This window comes from Streptomyces sp. NPDC012769, assembly GCF_042901205.1.
In the GTDB taxonomy this organism is placed as follows: domain Bacteria; phylum Actinomycetota; class Actinomycetes; order Streptomycetales; family Streptomycetaceae; genus Streptomyces.
Window position 1 is genome coordinate 22,755 of the sequence record NZ_JBIBCP010000011.1, and the last position, 15,013, is coordinate 37,767.

Genomic DNA, 15,013 nt, shown 5'->3' on the forward strand with positions numbered 1-15,013 from the left:
TGAGCAGGCACGTCGCGGGTGTCATGGTCGACGTGGGAGAGTGATGGGGCTCCCTCACAGTGTCACGTCCTCGGAGCCGGGGGCCTGGCGTCGTTCGGGCCCGGGCGGGCTTCCTGCGGGGAGGGGCCCCGCCGCTCAGTCGAGGAACCACGCGTTCGCCCGGGACCGGACACGACCGGGCGGGGGCTCGCAGCATGCCGTGTCCTACCCGGACGCCGCCCGTGGTCGAGTCCCTCGGGACTGCTTCCGGGGCCGGCCCGGGAGGACCGCGCCCGCTCCCCGTTGTCCTGAGCAACAGTGGCGGTGCCTCTTGCGGCAGGCCGTGGCTGCCGCCTGGCCTCAGCGCGTGGGGCTGGGTTCGCAGACCAGCCCCAGCCTGTCAGCGCAGGGCCGGTACGTGCTCGCCCGTCACAGTCGCCCGAGTGCGTCGCTCGTCGACGAAGCCGTGCCAGTGGTGGAACCCCAAGTGGAGCGTACGCTCGAGATGCTTCCGGCATTCCTCCACGACTACCGGCCATCCCCGCGGGCTGCGGTTGGCGTGCTCGGCCTGCGGAACCTTGAACCACCAGGTGTAGCAAGCGTCATTGTCGCTGCCGAAGGTTCCGTCGTCCTTGCAGCCCTCATACACACACCCCAGCGCAACGGCGAGGTCAGCCATCACCTTCCGGCTGTCCTGCGCCAGCAGGAACCCGATTCCCCCGGAGTGGTACGACTCGCTGATCATGGCCTCCGGGTCGTCGACCGTGATCCACCAGACCACCCAGTCGTAGCTTGCCCACGGATCGGGTCGCACATCGCGTCCTGCTGTCGGTGCCATAGAAGTCCGCTCTCTTGTTCCGTCTGATCTCTGCCCTCGTGCGGACATGAGGTGTAACGACGGGGATGCAGCCCAGGGAACTGGCAGCGGTCCGGCCCCTGCCAAAGTCTCCATCTCACGAGGCGGGTGCCGGAGCGGAACTCCGTCCCCGTCGACCCCGCTCGCATGGCGCCCCCATCGCGACGCCGGCCGGGTTGTCCGTGGGGAAACGTAAGATCTGCCGATCCTCACGCGAGGCGCCCAGAACCCTGCAACCGCGCGAAAAAGGGCTGGCCGGCAGGGCCGGGGGACACGGGGAGGAGCGGCGGTGGAGGCACATCTTCAGGAAGCGGTGGCCTGGGGGCGGCAGAGACTCGAGGAGATGGGGGTGTTCGCTGCGCAGGACGGTCTGCGATGGGCTGCTGCTCACGGGCTGCTTCTGTCGGTGTGGCGCAGCGGGCCGATCGAGGACGCGCACGCCGCTCGGCCGACCAACCGGCGCAAGGGGATGCCCGACGGGGTGATGTTCGCCCGGAACACATGGCTCACGCGGCAGGCGTTCGACGTCCTGGGATCGACGCGTCAGTACCGCCTGTATGGGCTGGAGCGTCTGATCCTGGACCGCGACACCGAGTGACCGGGGTGCGGTGGAACGCTCACGGACTTCGGCCGGGGTTTCCTCTTAGACATCCAGAAGCACGTGAAGAAGCGCATCGACCAGTTCGCGTACTTCGAGGACATGCTGAAGCCGGACGACTTCCTCGTCTTCGCCGCAGCTCCCCAGATCGGCACTCACACCGAGCACTACGGCATGCCGCAGTGGTCCTCCTGCGTGGAAGCGGCCCTGCGCCGGCTGCGCGGTGAGGACGAAGAGTTCCTGCGCGAGTGGGGCGACTTGATGGAGCGCATCAGGCCGGCGCCCGACCGCGTCACCGCGGACATCGATGCGGCGGGCCGGCTTCTGCTGGAGTCGCCCTGGGAGCTGGGCGCCGACGTCCTTGAGTGGTTCGCCTGAAATCCTGCCCTGAGCAAGCCGGACATCCCCGCGTAGCGCTTCGCGCAGCCTGTGCCCTGCGGGCAGTGCCGCGGAGAGTGCGTGAAAAGACAGCAGGACAAGGAGCAGCTGATGAGCGAGCGGACCGTCCACCTCGATACCGATCCGCGTGACTGGCGCTGCCGGAAGATCCGTATCCGGGCGCATCGTTGGTACGCCAGGGTCGAGCTCGATCGTGACGGGTACGTCGACGCCGTGTCCTCAAGAGGCGGCGCAGTGAGCGGAAAGCCGTCTGCAGAAGGGCTTGCTTCCGGGCTGTGGGAGTACGGGTGCTCGACCGCCAGGCGGCAAGGGTGCGGGCATCGGCGGTGACGCCGTGGGCGGCAAGTGCGGCCGGTGCGGACTTCCTTGCCGTCAGGTAGGCCAGTGCCTGGTGGAGACGTTCCTCGTCGCTGCGTACCCAGGCGACGTCGTCGAAGACGCGCTGGTCCAGGCTCGCAAACAGTGCGCGCCCTCCTTCCACGCCCTGCGCGCCCAACTTTCCAAATCCCACGGGTCTTTCCTTCAAGCTGATCGGTAGGTGTGGTGACGTTCCAGACGCGGCGGCTGCGGATCGTGAAACGGGCGTGATGACGCCGGCTGCATGAACGCAAGGCCGGTGGCGTGCGGCCGCATGCCACACGTGCCGTGCAGGCCCTCCTGTGCCGTTCCTTGTGGGATGGAGTGAGGGCGACAGCCGGGCCTGGCTGTCGCGCGGGCGCCGGTGGGCTGCAATGCAGGGCGCTGTGGTCGCGGCGAGCGGCCGCTCTTGCGTCACTGACGGGTTGCCCGGCCGTCAGTGTTGCGGCCCACGCGCTGATCGCCTACCCGGCAACGATCAGCGTGGCCGCGCTGCTGAGCAAACCCCAGTGGCAGCAGCGGCTGCGTCAGTCGGCATCGGACGATGGCCTGCGTGCGGCGAAGGCGATGGCGCTGGAGGACATCGCCGACGGATCGGGCGGCCGTGGCTGGTGGACTGGCTGACCGCCGAGGCCCGTACTCGTCGCCCAGGCGCGGAGGAACGTGATCCGCTGCAGTGGTGGCTCGAGCAGCTCACCGGCCCGAACCCTCCCAGGTGACTTGTGGGGCGTGCCGGGCAGTCTGGCCCGCCCGGTGCATTACGGCGACCGTCTCACTTTCCTCACCGACCTTCGGGTTCGCGAGGTCATTGACGGTGCCAAGGCCGCCTTTCTGACCGGCGGATGGGAACCGGTCCCTCATGGACCTTCACCGGCCGGTCAGCATCACAGCAGCCGATGACAGAGCAATGCCCCGGTCCTCCTCTTGGGGGTTCGCGGGGTGACAGGGCGAGCGGCTTGCCGTGCGACCGGCACGGTCCCCTGTCGTGGTGTCCCCCGGCCACTCGGCCGGTCCTCGCAAGGAATCAAGATCAAGGAGCGTGAACATCATGTGGGTTTCGCCTCAAGCAGCGCATCAACGGCTTGTCGACCTCACTCACCACACGACGGTCCCCGCGTACCTGGACCACGTGAACCGCTACACGTTCGCCGCCTCCAGCCACGTCTTCGTCGGGGAGGTGGCTGTGCTCGGACACAAGCGCAGCCAGCTGTGGAAGTTTGTCGACCGGGAGGTCCAAAAGGCCGGCAAGCAGCTCGTGGAGCTTGGCATCGACCCCGGTGACCTGATCGATGCCCGCCTGGACCGCGGTGAACCGGGCAGCTGGCGCTCGCGCGTCGCAAGCTGGGTGGGTGAGGCCACCTGGCTGCACGCGCCAGACGGCGGTGCTCTGCCGGAGGGCTTCGCCGGGCAGCACCTGCCGGAGGAGTTCATCCGGCGGACCGTCGCGAGCACCAGGCCGCTGCCGCTGATGACCTGGTCGGGCCGGACGTGGCTGATTCCCCGCGCGTACGCCGCGCTGCTGGACCGGGCCGAGAAGGCTGAAGCGGAGCTGACCGCGCAGGCTGCGGTGTGCACTGGTTGTGGAACGCGAGCGGAGACCGAACAGTGGCGCACCTCGAGCGCCGCCGGCTTCGTTGTCCTGTGTCCGGTGTGTTCCGCGGAGGCGGCCAGGCCGTACACGGGGCATCTGCGCGGGCGTACGTACACGAAGGCGTTCGCCAAGCAGTCCCGTGCTGATGCCTTCCTGTGCGCGGTGTGTCCCGAGCCGCGGCGGGCCCTGTACTGGGACCACTGCCATGCTCACGGGCTGATCCGGGGCCCTTTGTGCGTGAAGTGCAACAACGCCGAGGGCGGCCCGGGATTCCTTAAGCTCGCCGGGGCCGTCGATCACCTGCTCCAGTGCACTGCGTGTCGCAGTGGGCGGATCCTTCCCTCGCAGCATCACGCCGATGTCGTACGCCGCTTGGCCGACTTCGATCCGCACCCGGCCTGCACACACGCCCCGTCCTGGCGGAGGTTCCACGTCGAGGAGGACGGAGCGGTCCTCGCCCGGTTCCAGTGCTTTGAGCACGAACCAGCCCTCGAATGGTCCGTCCTGGTTCCGGTGCACGACGTCGATGCCCTGGTGCGCCGGTTCGTCGATGACGCCACCGGTTCTGCGGCGTGACCGCTGTATAGGGCGGTCAGGGGAGGCGGGGCCGGGCACGGGAGACGGCCGAGGGACGCGCGGCGGAATAGGGGGCGGCAACGACACGGCAATTCGTCCCCTGTTTCGCCGGGGCGTGTGTACCGCCGGTGAGATGGACGCTGCCGGACGGCAGGCAGCGCGGTGTCGGGCGCGGGGGGCCTCTCGGGATGGTGACGTGGGGATCTGAAGCCGCTGGCTCCGAGGGCGCCTTGCCGGGCGGAGCCCGTCTGACGCCGACGCGGGTTGGCCGAACGTAGAAGGCTTGTTCCAGGCGTCACCCATCTGGCGGCAGATCGTTCCTGGGGGCAGGTATCAGCGTCTGCGGTGAGGGAGGTCCGGTGGGACCGTCGTTGGTGGTGGAGCGGCTTGAGTTCTTGAGGGATGGGGTCTGGCGGGTCCGCCTTTTCACCAGTCTGGTGACTTTCCTGGTGGGACACTCGAAGGCGGGTAAGTCGACAGCAGTCGAGGCGCTGCTGTACCCGCTGGGGCTGACCACCGCGAGGGTCATGCCGGAGGTCCGCGGCTGTCAGGAGATCCGTCTGACGTTCCGCGTGGCCGGCACCCGCTGGCAGGCCACACGCAGGGGCGCGGAGGCGCAGGCCCGGGTCCTGATCAAGAACCTGGACGACGAGAAGGACATCGGCCGTCCACTGCCCATCACCTCCTCATCCGGGGAGACAACCGCCGGCGCGTTCATCCAAGACCTCCTGGGTCTGCCGGCCGCCTCACGCGGCACCGCCCGTCTCACGCTGGACACCCTGTACGGCACGGTCATGGCCCTGCGTCAGACCACGATCGCCTCCGAGTTCCTCGGAGGGGTGAAGGCGCAGGAACGGATCCTGACCCTGGAGGTGATTCTGGGTCTGTGGAGCGAAGCCCTCGCGAGCCTGGAGAAGCATGCCTCGGAAGCCGAGTCTCAGCACCGTGCGGCGCAGACGGCTCTGACCCAGTTCAAGCGGCTGCGTGATACGGGAGCCCTCACAGACCCGGAGGCGACACGTCAGGAACACCGCCAGAAGGAACGTGAGCACAAGGCGGCCGCGGAAGGCGCCCAGGCCACGGCTGCGGCGCTGTCGACCGCTGTGGGTGAGCACGGCCGGCTGGTGGCCCTGCACAAGGCGGCAGAGCAGCAGCGGCGGAAGGCTTCAAAGCAGGCCGAGGACGCGCGGGCCCGGTTCAACAGGACCACAGCGGATCTCGCTCGGGCCGAGGGTGTGATCTCCGGGCTGCTCTCGACGCCCCCGATGGAGTGTGCGGGGTGTGGCCAGGGGCTTCCTGAGCGGGAGCCGGGGCAGTGCCGGCAGTGCGGCCAGGCGGTTCACGGTGCTGAGGACCGGAGGGAGAAGCAGGTCGCGGCGGCGCGGGCGAAGGCGGACCGTCTGCGGCTGGACCTGAAGGGTCTGCAGGAGGCCGTGGCCGGCGCGGAGCGGGCTTCGGGGGCCGCTGAGGAGGCGGCCGCGCACGCGCTCGCGCAGCGCGACGCCTACGAGCGGGACCATCTGGCTCCCGCCCGCCAGGCGGCACAGCAGGCGGAGAAGGAAGCCTTCGGTCTGAGCCGGGACGTCGCGCAGCTGAAGAAGCAGATCGACAACGCCGACTACATCAAGGCGCAGGCCCTGGCCATCACCGCGGCCAAGGAGCGGATGAAGGCCGCGCAGGCTGCCAGGGACGCGGCGAAGGCTGCTGACGAGGTGCGCCGCAAGGAGGTCACCGGCCGGTGGTCGGAGTTCTTCCTGCGGCGTCTGCAGCAGATCAACCCGGCTGTGGAGGCGGCGTTCATCGACCCGGCCGACTTCACCACCCGGGTCAAGGAGCGCAACGAGGCGGACAAGTCGTTCGACGACAGCTCCGTGGGCGGCAACCCGAAGGCCGTGACCAACATCGCGCTGCTCCTGGCGCTGCGTGACCTCGGACGCGTTGATGCCCAGGTTCGCGTGCCGCCGCTGCTGATCATCGACTCGCCGTTGTCGGGTCTCGGCTCGACGGGCCTGGACCAGGAGACGAGCCTGCGCTTGATCGACACGCTGATCTCTATCGCGGCCGATCCCGCCACGGACGGATACGGCTGCCAGATCATCGCGGCCACCAACGATCCCCTCCCCCGTGACTACCCCGAAGTCAGGGAGATCCATCTCGACGCCGGCAACCGATTCTTCGACCACGCGCCGTCCGCCGCCTGACCCGTCTGCCGGGCTCGACGCTTTGGCCCGGCAAGAACGCAGGCTCCGGTGCTTGAACTTGTCACGGGTGCGTGGCGGGGCTTGCCCGCAATCGGGAGCCGGTTCGACAGGCTGCACGACCGGCTCCGGAGCGAAGCCTCCCCACCCACGGGCGACGGGCGCCGCCATCTGCGATGACATGCGCGTGGACGGAGAGCCTGCGTGCGCGACGCCGGCATCTCCGTGAGCGAGGTGTCGTGGTCCTCTCCGGTCAGCGAGCCTGGCCGGCAGCTCGCGCGCAGGCTCGTACCTGAAGGCATCTGGGTGAGCTGAGCCGCGGTCCGGGGTGCATCGCCAGTCTCACCGAGTGTGCCGGCCGTGCGTTTCTGCGGCCGTGGTGAAGCAGGAGATGGAAAGCAGCGGCATTCCAGTCTGCTCCAGCAATGCTCCCCCGTCCTCGCCCACAGCAGTACCGAGGCAGGACAGCCTCAGCCGACGGAATCCGTTGCGGCCGAAGTGTCACCGCGGCCGGATGCGAAACCTGCGAACCGGCGCCCGTCTGGATCGTCGTCTCTGCCGCGTCCTTGTACGCGATGTCCGATCCGCCCCCCGCCAGGGTCGCCGGGCGCGGCGCCTCGTGCTTGAGACTGTGCTGCTGAGGGGCCGTGCTCGTCCCTTTCCGGGAGCTCGGGGGCCACCACCGTCCGAGGTCCGCAAATCGATTGTCGCTTCTCGCTCCCGGCCGGCCTGGTGGTGCCGAAGCGGCCCGAGGGGCCCGGCGCGGCCGGTTCGTCAGTCGATGAGCGGACCTCGTTGCGTACGAGAGCTGCGGGAGCTTGCGGTGGTGATCGGGGCGTAGGGTGTTGCGGGTGTCGGGCGCGGTGTGATGGCACGGCGGGAGCGGAAGCGTGGTTGGCGGGTGGACGAGGCGGAGTTTCGCGGGGTGGGTATTCCGTCGAGTGCGCACAAGGAGCGGGCGAGCTATTACGTTCTGGGGTTGCTGGCCAATAGTGCGCGCTGTCAGCTGCAGGATCCGTGTCTCGACTACGACTGTGTCGACACGACGGTGATGGGATCGGGGTCGCACCGTCGGCGCAGTCCTCGGTTCGACGTCCAGCTGAAGTGCACCAGCAGTGTCCACACGGCCCGGCCGCGCGCAGGGGGCGGCTACACGGTGAAGCTGCCGGCCGACCAGTACACGAAGCTTCGGGCGCCGGGCTACGTGCCGGTGAGGCTGGTCGTGATGATCCTTCCTGAAGGAGTGGAGATTCCTCAGGTCAGAAGCGACGGAGATGCGTGGTCTCTGGACGGCTTCATGCTGTGGTCCGATCCGGCGCAGTGGCTCCCGCTGCAGCCCGGCAGGAAGTTCGGCACGGTGACTCTGGCGCGGGAGAACGAGTTCACCCCGACGTACATCAGCGATCTGATCAAGTACCTGGGCGATGGAGGTGCGCGGTGAAGTCGGACAAGGTGGATACCCGGGCTCTGCGGTCCCTTGTCCCGGCCGTCTCCGCTTCCATGATCTCGGAATTCCTGCGTGCGTCCGGATGGCTGCTGGCCGACGAGCGTGAGGGACTTGCGGAGTACTGGGCGGCTCCCGGCACCCGGGCGGAGGAAGCGGAAGACGAGGCTGTTCTGCTGCCGTTGGACGAGCAGATGCGCGACTACGACCGCAGGCTCGTAGAGCTGCTGGCGGCTCTGGCCGATTACTTCGATGACGACGCCTCGCAGCTCGAGCAGCGGATCACAGCCGTCGGCTGGGACACCCTGCTGTTCCGTGTGAATCATGCCGGTCCACGGCAGTCCGTGCCGCTCACCGAGGCTGCGAGCCTGCTCAATGTCGGCCTGGAGATGCTGCGGCTCTCGGCCCTCTACACCGACAATCCCCACCGCACTGGCTGGGGCGGCCGCCCCAGCTCCGGCGTGACGGGCTATCTGCGCGACGGAGTACGTCTCGGCCACACCCGGCAAGGCAGCTTCGTTTTCCCCGTCATGTCACGCATCGGCCCGCGGCACGGGGCCCAGCAGCCGTTCGGGCGGCGCGTCATGGTGCACCTCGCCGAAGCGCTCGGCCGTGTCCACACATGGGCCGGCCACGGCGCCGACGAAGCGGAGGACCTGCCCCTGTTCGACGCCGCCATCGCCCGTTCACTGCGCCCTCTCGCACGGGCCGAGGACCTGTCGCTGGAGCTGTCGTTCCGCTGGGCCCCCACTCCCCTCACCGCGCCCAGTGTCCCCGACCGCCCCCTCGCCTTCGGTCTCTCCGCCGTACGCGCGCTCGTCGGGGAGGCACAGCGGGCCCCGCAAAGCGCCCGGGCGCCGCGCAGCACCCAGGATCCACAGCCGGCGGAAAGGACCATACGGCGTCCTGTTCTCACCACCACCCCAGCACGCCCTGTTCAGGACCTCACCGGCACAGTGGTCGCTATCGGTGTGGACGACCGGAACACGGCCCGCGGCGAGAGTCCCTACTTCCTTGTGCTGCACGTGCGGGAGACCGACTACGTGATGGCGGTGAGCCATGCCGAGTACGATTACGCGCTACGGGCGCGCGCGGAGAGCCGGCCTGTCACCGCGAGGGGAAAGGTCGGCCTTGAGGAGGGCAGGAGAACGATCCAGGGATCGTTGGTCCGTGACCAGACGCCGTCCCTCACCCGTCGTCCCTAATGCACTCGCCTGATGCTGTGCGCGTCGGTGTTGAGGATTGGTCCTGTTCGCCGGCTACGGCCTGTGGCTGGTGTCCTTGGCGGCCCCGGGGCGGTGAACGGATGCACCAGCCGGGTAGTCGGCGCGGCCGTATGCAGGCTGACCGCGGTATGCAGCACGGCTCCGCCGCAGCCCGCAGAACATGCCAAGTCTGCCCACCGCATCGCCGGCCGCCCGGGCCCGGATCGCGCGCCATCGGTCTGCTGGTCGTGGTGTCAGTGCGGAAGCGCAGGCTCTGCTGATTCTCGTGAGGCCCCACGAGGCTCACACATCACGAGGAAAAGGGGGGCGGATTCCTGGGGAACACGGGGAGACGCGGTCGATGGAGGAGCAGCTGCGGGAAGCGGTGGCCTGGGGACGGCAGAGGCTGGAGGAGATGGGAGTCTTCTCGGCCGAGGACGGTCTGCGATGGGCTGCTCATGGGCTGGTTCTGTCGGTCTGGCGTAACGGGCCGGTCGAGGACGCGCACGCCGCACGGCCGACCAGCCGCCGCAAGAGTCTCTCCGACGGGGCGATGTTCGCCCGGGACACATGGCTCACGCGGCAGGCATTCGACGTACTCGGGTCGGATGACCGCTACCGGCTGTACAAGCTGGAGGACCTAATCCTGGACCGTGATGCTGTCTGGCCGGGATGCGGGGGGACGCTCACCGACTTCGGGTGGGGATTCCTCGGGGAGATCCAGAAGCATGTGAAGAAGCGCACCGACCAACTCGCCTACATCGAGGAAGAAGTGGGGCGGGAAGACTTCCTGGTCTTCGCCGGCGCGCCTCAGATCGGTACGCATTGTCGATCACTACGGGATGCCGCTGTGGCCCGCCTGCGTGGACGCGGCTCTGCTCCGGTTGCGTGGCGGGGACGAGGAGTTCTGGCGTCAATGGGGCGAGCTGATGGAACGTGTCGGACCGGCCCCGGACAGCGTCACCGAAGACCTCGATACGGCGGGCAGGCTTCTGCTGGAGTCTTCCTGGGAGCTGGGGGCCGAGGTCCTGGGCTGGTTCGCCTGGAACCCGATCCTGAACCGGCCGGCCACGGCTACCTAGGGGGTGTCTTGCCGATCATCGGATCGTTGGTCCGGTCATGAGGGATGGAGAGATTTCTGACGCCGCGTGGGCGGTGATCGAACCGTTGCTGCCGCCCCCCGGGCCGAGCCCGTGGCCGGTGGCGTGATCACCGGCAAGTGCTCGAGGGCATCGTGTTCAAGTTCCGCACCGGTCTGCCCGGAGGGACCTGCCCGAGCGGTTCGGACCCTGGCAGACCGTCCACGGGCGGTTCGCCCGCTGGGCCGCCGACGGCACCTTCGACCGCCTCCTGGCCTCCGCCCAGTCCCGGGCGGAGGTCGACTGGCTGGTCGCGATCGACTCCACCATCGTCCGCGCGCATCAGCACGCGGCTGCCAAAGGGGGCTCGAAGAACGCGGGCTCGGTCGCTCCCGCGGTGGGCTGACCAGCAAAATCCACCTCGCCTGCGACGGACGGGGCCGGCCCCTGGCCTTCCTCCTCACCGCCGGCAACCGCAACGACTGCACTCAGGCCGAAGCCGTCATCAGCCGCATCCGCGTCCCGGGTCCGGGCCCGGGAAGGCCCCGAACCCGGCCCGACCATGTGGTCGCGGACAAGGGCTACTCAGCCCGCGCCTTCCGGGCCTACCTCCGGCGACGCGGAATCAAGGCAACGATCCCCGAACTCGTTGACCAGCTCGCCGGCCGCAGGAGGCGTCGTGAACGGCCCTGCGGGTTCGACAAGATCACCTACCGACGCCGCAACGTCGTCGAACGCTGCTTCTACCGCCTCAAGCAATGGCGCGGCCTCGTCACCCGCTACGACAAACAACCCGACCGTTACCTTGCCGCCCTCACCCTTGCCAGCACCCTCATCTGGCTCGACCGATGATCGGCAAGACACCCCCTAGCAATCTCCCGGACCCGCCCGGATCCTGACGGCGGCTGCGCGTCCCCGTCAGGATCCGGGTCGGTCGCGGAAACCTCATGCGCTCACGCACACCGCCGCGCGGCGCCTGGATTCGAGAGCTCGTCCTCGTCTACCGCCATACTCGCGGATCCGCCTTGATCGCGGCCCGAGCAGCTTGCAGGAAAGCCTCTGTCTGCCGCTGAACAGGGCCTGGTCCGAGAGCGGTCAGCGCTGCCTCATCGCCGACTGCAGCCATGCGCTGGTGCATCTCGACGGATGCGGACATGAAGTCCGCCTCCAAGACGTCCGCGAACTCGGCGGGCGCGTCGCGTACATCCTGGACGATCACCAGGACGAGCCGCTCTCGGGCGTAGCCGACGGTGCGGACCCGCCATCCGAGTTGACGTGCCGCACGCCGCATCGCAGCACGGATCAGTTCCAGGCCACCCAGCGCCTGGGCATCCGCCGGGTGGAGACGGACCTCCAGAGCCCCGCCATAGCCGCCGGCCCCTTCGGGGCAGCTGGCCTGAAGCACCGGCCTCAGTGTTTCGGCCAGAGCAAGACAGCGCGGGTCCTTGGACAGTGCGGGCCGCTGGGTCGGTACGGGTTCGGCTGTCGCCGTTGTGGCGGGAGGCTGCTCCGTGTTGGAAGGCATCCGCTTCGTCAGCGGTGCGCCGAGGTTCTCCTGCAGGACGGCCAGGGCGCGCTTCATGCCAGCTTCGTCGAGCCGAGTCGGGAGAAGTCCTGCTTCGCTGCAGGTGATCACGTGGTTCAGGGCCTTCTGGTAGGCCATGGGCTGGGCAGAGGCGAAGGCCCGTGCCAGACGCGTGCGGTGGGTACGACCGGACATCACGATCCCATCAGGCCCGCTCGATCGGAGACATCCCACCGCACTTTGTATCCAGCAGGCCGTGGACGTGAAGGGTCAGATCCGAGCCGGAGTACCTCAGTGTGGTCCTGGCGGCGGCCGGGTTCACCCAAGGCGGTGGCCCTATGGGGTGGTGTGCGCCCACAAACGCAAAGCCAGTATGCCACCAGGTGCTCCGCGACACCGGGAAACGGACCCGCGTTCCGCGGCGGCTGTCGACGAGGTCGCACAGGGGGCCGGCCATCACGAGAACCGTTCACTACTCCTGCGGCGAGGGGCACGGTCGGCGCGGAAGCGGTCACGGGAGCAGGTGTTGGATTCGGTTGGGCCCCGTCGCCTACGCGTACCGGATCGGCGGGGCCGCAGCGCTTGCTCGTGCTGGTGTCTCGTGGCGGGCGGGCGGCTCGCGCCGTGACGTGCCAAGGCGTTCGGGGCGTGCCCATGGGGGGTGGTGTGGCGTTGCAGGGGCGGGGGCTGAGCGAAGGGCACGTATATGTCGTACGGATATGGTGGCGGTCCCGACTGGCCGATGATCCAGGCCCGGCGGCGAGCCGAGGAGGAGGCGTCCCAGGCGCACCGTGCGGCCGCCGCCGGGCGTGCCACCGCTGGTCGCTGGCAGGCGGCGTTCGAGGCATTGGCCGGTGTGGTGCGCGCGGCGGCCGATCGCGGTGGCGCCGAGCATCGTGACGGTGGCCGGTGCGGCTGTGTGTCGTGCTGGGACAAGGTCATCGCTGGCCTCGCTGCCGAGGCTGAAAGCCGTACGGAGGCCGCTGGAGGTACCGGGTCGTTCACGTTCTCGTTCGATGACCTCTTTCGCGGCGCTGGGCCTCAGTAACGCCCCCTGAAGATCCCCTCCCGCGGTCGGTGGGGTGCGATGTTGTCGTGTCTGGCTGGCGGCGGGACGGGCATGGTGCGGAAAGACTGTTGGGCCCAAGGGCGGGGGTGACGGTTCTGCGATACCTGCGCCAACGCGGCCGGCTCTGGTCGATGCTGGTGCTGACGTTCGCATCGCCGCCATCATCCCGGTGAGGGCCTCGTTTACCTCTCTGGCAGCTGGAGGAACTATGGGTCGCCCGCGAACCGTTCCTGGCCTGACCCGGCTGGACACGCCATTGCGGAACTCGCTTCAGGTGAGTGCCACCTTACGGCGGCCCTTGACGGCTGCTTCTACGGCGTATCAGATGGCCGGCTCGCGAGCTTCCGGTGGCTGGTCCAGTTGTTGTTCCCGGCGCCTTTGCTCCACTCTGAGGGTTTCGACTCTGGCGGTGAGCAGGGCGAGGTTGGCTGCGGGGTCTGCGCTGTCGTAGGGCGGGAGAGCGAGGTGGAAGGCGTTGGCGTGTTCCTCGATCGAGTCTGCTGTCTGCTGCAGGTTGAAGCTGCGTTCGCGGAACTTGTAGTAGCCGGTGATTCCCGCACAGATGGCGACCAGCATGGTCAGACCGATGATGATCGATTTGAGTGGCTGCGTGGTGTCGCTGAACGCTTGGGCCCCGGCGTTGGCGATCGAGCCGATGATGATCAGGAGCTGGAAGAAGTTGTGCCGCCGACGGTAGCGGTGACTCTCCTTGCGCAGCTGGTCCAGCTCTTCGGGAATGGACTCACGGTAGGCGAACTGCCTGTTGCGGATGGGGATGTCGAGCGGAGCGGCATCGATGAGCCGGTTCTCGATTGCGACTTCGAGGGCCAGCTCGAGCTCCTCGCGGGTGAGCCGGTCGCCGTGTGTGCCGGGCTGTGGGCCAGCGTGCCTGATCGTTTCTATCCACGACGCCCCGATGAAGCCGATGACGCATACGACGCCCAAGAGGGTGAGCACCGTGTTGATGGGAGCCATGTCGAAACGGCGCCACGTCAGCGCTGTGGGGACAGCGACGCCGAGCACACAAAGCACGCCACCCGCACCGAAGCTGTACATCAGGCGTTGCCTGAATCGGACGTCCCGAATGTGCTGACGCCACTCCAAAACCCGCTCGTTGTGCTCGCGCAGGCGCGCGACTGGCCCTGGCGACAGCGGCGCCGACATCCCTCTCCCCCTACCGTTTTACTTGTCCCGGTCCCGCCGCGGCCTCGGTCTTCAACGCGGCAAGCTCGCAGCAGATCGTCTTCGTCGGCGTACTGGAACGATAGGGCCATGGCCTTGTGCAGTGGGCGGGGTTGCATCAGTTCGCCACAGCGCGATCTTCGGACCGTGCGGTGCAGGGATCGCGCCGACCGCACTGCTACACGCCTGGCTACTGGCCTTCCGCCAGATGCTGGGCCATCACCATCTCCGGTCGGACTTCGTCTACTCGAGCATCTCGGTCTCCGTAGTCCCGGCATCTGTGGTGTGCGGGGCGTGAACGGGTAGGGAGCGGGACACCGCGACGTACCCGGCAGAGGCAGCGGTTCGCCGCCCGAGCCGAGACAGCGGCAGCCGGTCATCGGCGCAAGCCCCATCGCCGCCGGCCCCGCCTTCGGCCCCGTGACCGGGCCGGCTCAGCCGAGAAGCCTCATGCTCACCCGGCCTCGGGGGTGACTGCGCCTTGATGCGTCAGCCTGTCCTGCTGGCGCGCCACTCGAGCGCTTGCGGGGTCTCCGTGAACTCCACCAGGTGTTCGTCCGCGAAGCGTTGCAGTGCGGTGCGTACCTCGGTGGGGGTGACGTAGAAGAATTCCTTCCTGTTGTTGACGCGGTTGACGCGCCGGTCGGCAAATTCCTGGTGGAGGCGGGTTTCGAGGCCGACGGCGTCCTTGCTGAAGATCAGGGCGTGGACGTCGAAGCGGAAGGGGACGGCGGCGCCGCTGAGTTCGTAGACGCGGTCGAGGGGTTCAAGGCGTCGGATCATGCCGATCTTGACGATGCTGTCTCCGAAGGCGCCGATGTTGGAGACGACGTAGACGTAGCCGGTGCGGACATTCGCGGCGCGTGCGTCGACGTCCTGGAGTGCCTGCTGGATCTCGGCGAGTTTGGCTTCCATGTCACGTACGGCTTCATGGTTGCCCTGGGAGCGGAGGCGT

Annotated in this window: 12 protein-coding genes and 1 pseudogene; 9 read left to right on the top strand and 4 right to left on the bottom strand. The window is 68.3% G+C overall.

Annotation, left to right across the window (positions count from 1 at the left end; all coding sequences use genetic code 11):
* Positions 1–379 precede the first annotated feature (379 nt).
* Entirely contained in the window at positions 380–793 is a 414-nt protein-coding gene (locus ACFY7C_RS36095; RefSeq protein WP_389659678.1) for a hypothetical protein, read from the bottom strand.
* A gap of 331 nt (positions 794–1,124) precedes the next feature.
* Between ACFY7C_RS36095 and ACFY7C_RS36100 the strand changes: the two genes are divergently transcribed.
* From ACFY7C_RS36100 to ACFY7C_RS36140, 9 genes and pseudogenes are all read left to right on the top strand, one after another.
* Positions 1,125–1,433 carry a hypothetical protein gene (locus ACFY7C_RS36100; protein WP_389659681.1) on the top strand — a complete coding sequence of 103 codons (309 nt, stop codon included), beginning with the start codon at positions 1,125–1,127 and terminating at the stop codon, positions 1,431–1,433.
* Between the two features lie 63 nt (positions 1,434–1,496).
* Positions 1,497–1,811: a hypothetical protein gene (locus tag ACFY7C_RS36105; protein WP_389659684.1), complete on the top strand. Its 315-nt coding sequence runs from the start codon at positions 1,497–1,499 to the stop codon at positions 1,809–1,811.
* A gap of 861 nt (positions 1,812–2,672) precedes the next feature.
* On the top strand, positions 2,673–2,813 hold the full coding sequence (locus ACFY7C_RS36110) for a hypothetical protein (RefSeq protein ID WP_389659687.1): 141 nt from the start codon (positions 2,673–2,675) through the stop codon (positions 2,811–2,813).
* 424 nt (positions 2,814–3,237) lie between these two features.
* Positions 3,238–4,356, top strand: a complete 1,119-nt coding sequence (locus tag ACFY7C_RS36115; protein ID WP_389659934.1) for an endonuclease domain-containing protein — start codon at positions 3,238–3,240, stop codon at positions 4,354–4,356.
* A 359-nt stretch (positions 4,357–4,715) separates the two neighbouring features.
* Positions 4,716–6,557, top strand: a complete 1,842-nt coding sequence (locus tag ACFY7C_RS36120) for a hypothetical protein (RefSeq protein ID WP_389659690.1) — start codon at positions 4,716–4,718, stop codon at positions 6,555–6,557.
* Between the two features lie 898 nt (positions 6,558–7,455).
* Entirely contained in the window at positions 7,456–7,995 is a 540-nt protein-coding gene (locus ACFY7C_RS36125) for a DUF4365 domain-containing protein (protein ID WP_389659693.1), read from the top strand.
* Positions 7,992–9,203: a hypothetical protein gene (locus tag ACFY7C_RS36130; RefSeq protein ID WP_389659696.1), complete on the top strand. Its 1,212-nt coding sequence runs from the start codon at positions 7,992–7,994 to the stop codon at positions 9,201–9,203. The genes ACFY7C_RS36125 and ACFY7C_RS36130 overlap by 4 nt, the downstream gene beginning before the upstream one ends.
* Positions 9,204–10,045: 842 nt before the next feature.
* Complete coding sequence (locus ACFY7C_RS36135) at positions 10,046–10,285, top strand: hypothetical protein (RefSeq protein WP_389659698.1); 240 nt, start codon at positions 10,046–10,048, stop codon at positions 10,283–10,285.
* 37 nt (positions 10,286–10,322) lie between these two features.
* Positions 10,323–11,134 (top strand): annotated as a pseudogene (locus ACFY7C_RS36140) (IS5 family transposase).
* 148 nt (positions 11,135–11,282) lie between these two features.
* Here ACFY7C_RS36140 and ACFY7C_RS36145 read toward each other — a convergent pair.
* The 3 genes from ACFY7C_RS36145 to ACFY7C_RS36155 all read right to left on the bottom strand — a co-directional run bounded on the left by ACFY7C_RS36145 (position 11,283) and on the right by ACFY7C_RS36155 (position 14,973).
* Entirely contained in the window at positions 11,283–11,945 is a 663-nt protein-coding gene (locus ACFY7C_RS36145) for a hypothetical protein (protein ID WP_389659701.1), read from the bottom strand.
* A 1,252-nt stretch (positions 11,946–13,197) separates the two neighbouring features.
* Positions 13,198–14,040 (bottom strand): DUF4231 domain-containing protein, encoded by an 843-nt coding sequence (locus ACFY7C_RS36150; RefSeq protein ID WP_389659704.1) that lies wholly within the window; start codon positions 14,038–14,040, stop codon positions 13,198–13,200.
* A 507-nt stretch (positions 14,041–14,547) separates the two neighbouring features.
* On the bottom strand, positions 14,548–14,973 hold the full coding sequence (locus ACFY7C_RS36155; protein WP_389659707.1) for a GIY-YIG nuclease family protein: 426 nt from the start codon (positions 14,971–14,973) through the stop codon (positions 14,548–14,550).
* Positions 14,974–15,013 lie beyond the last annotated feature (40 nt).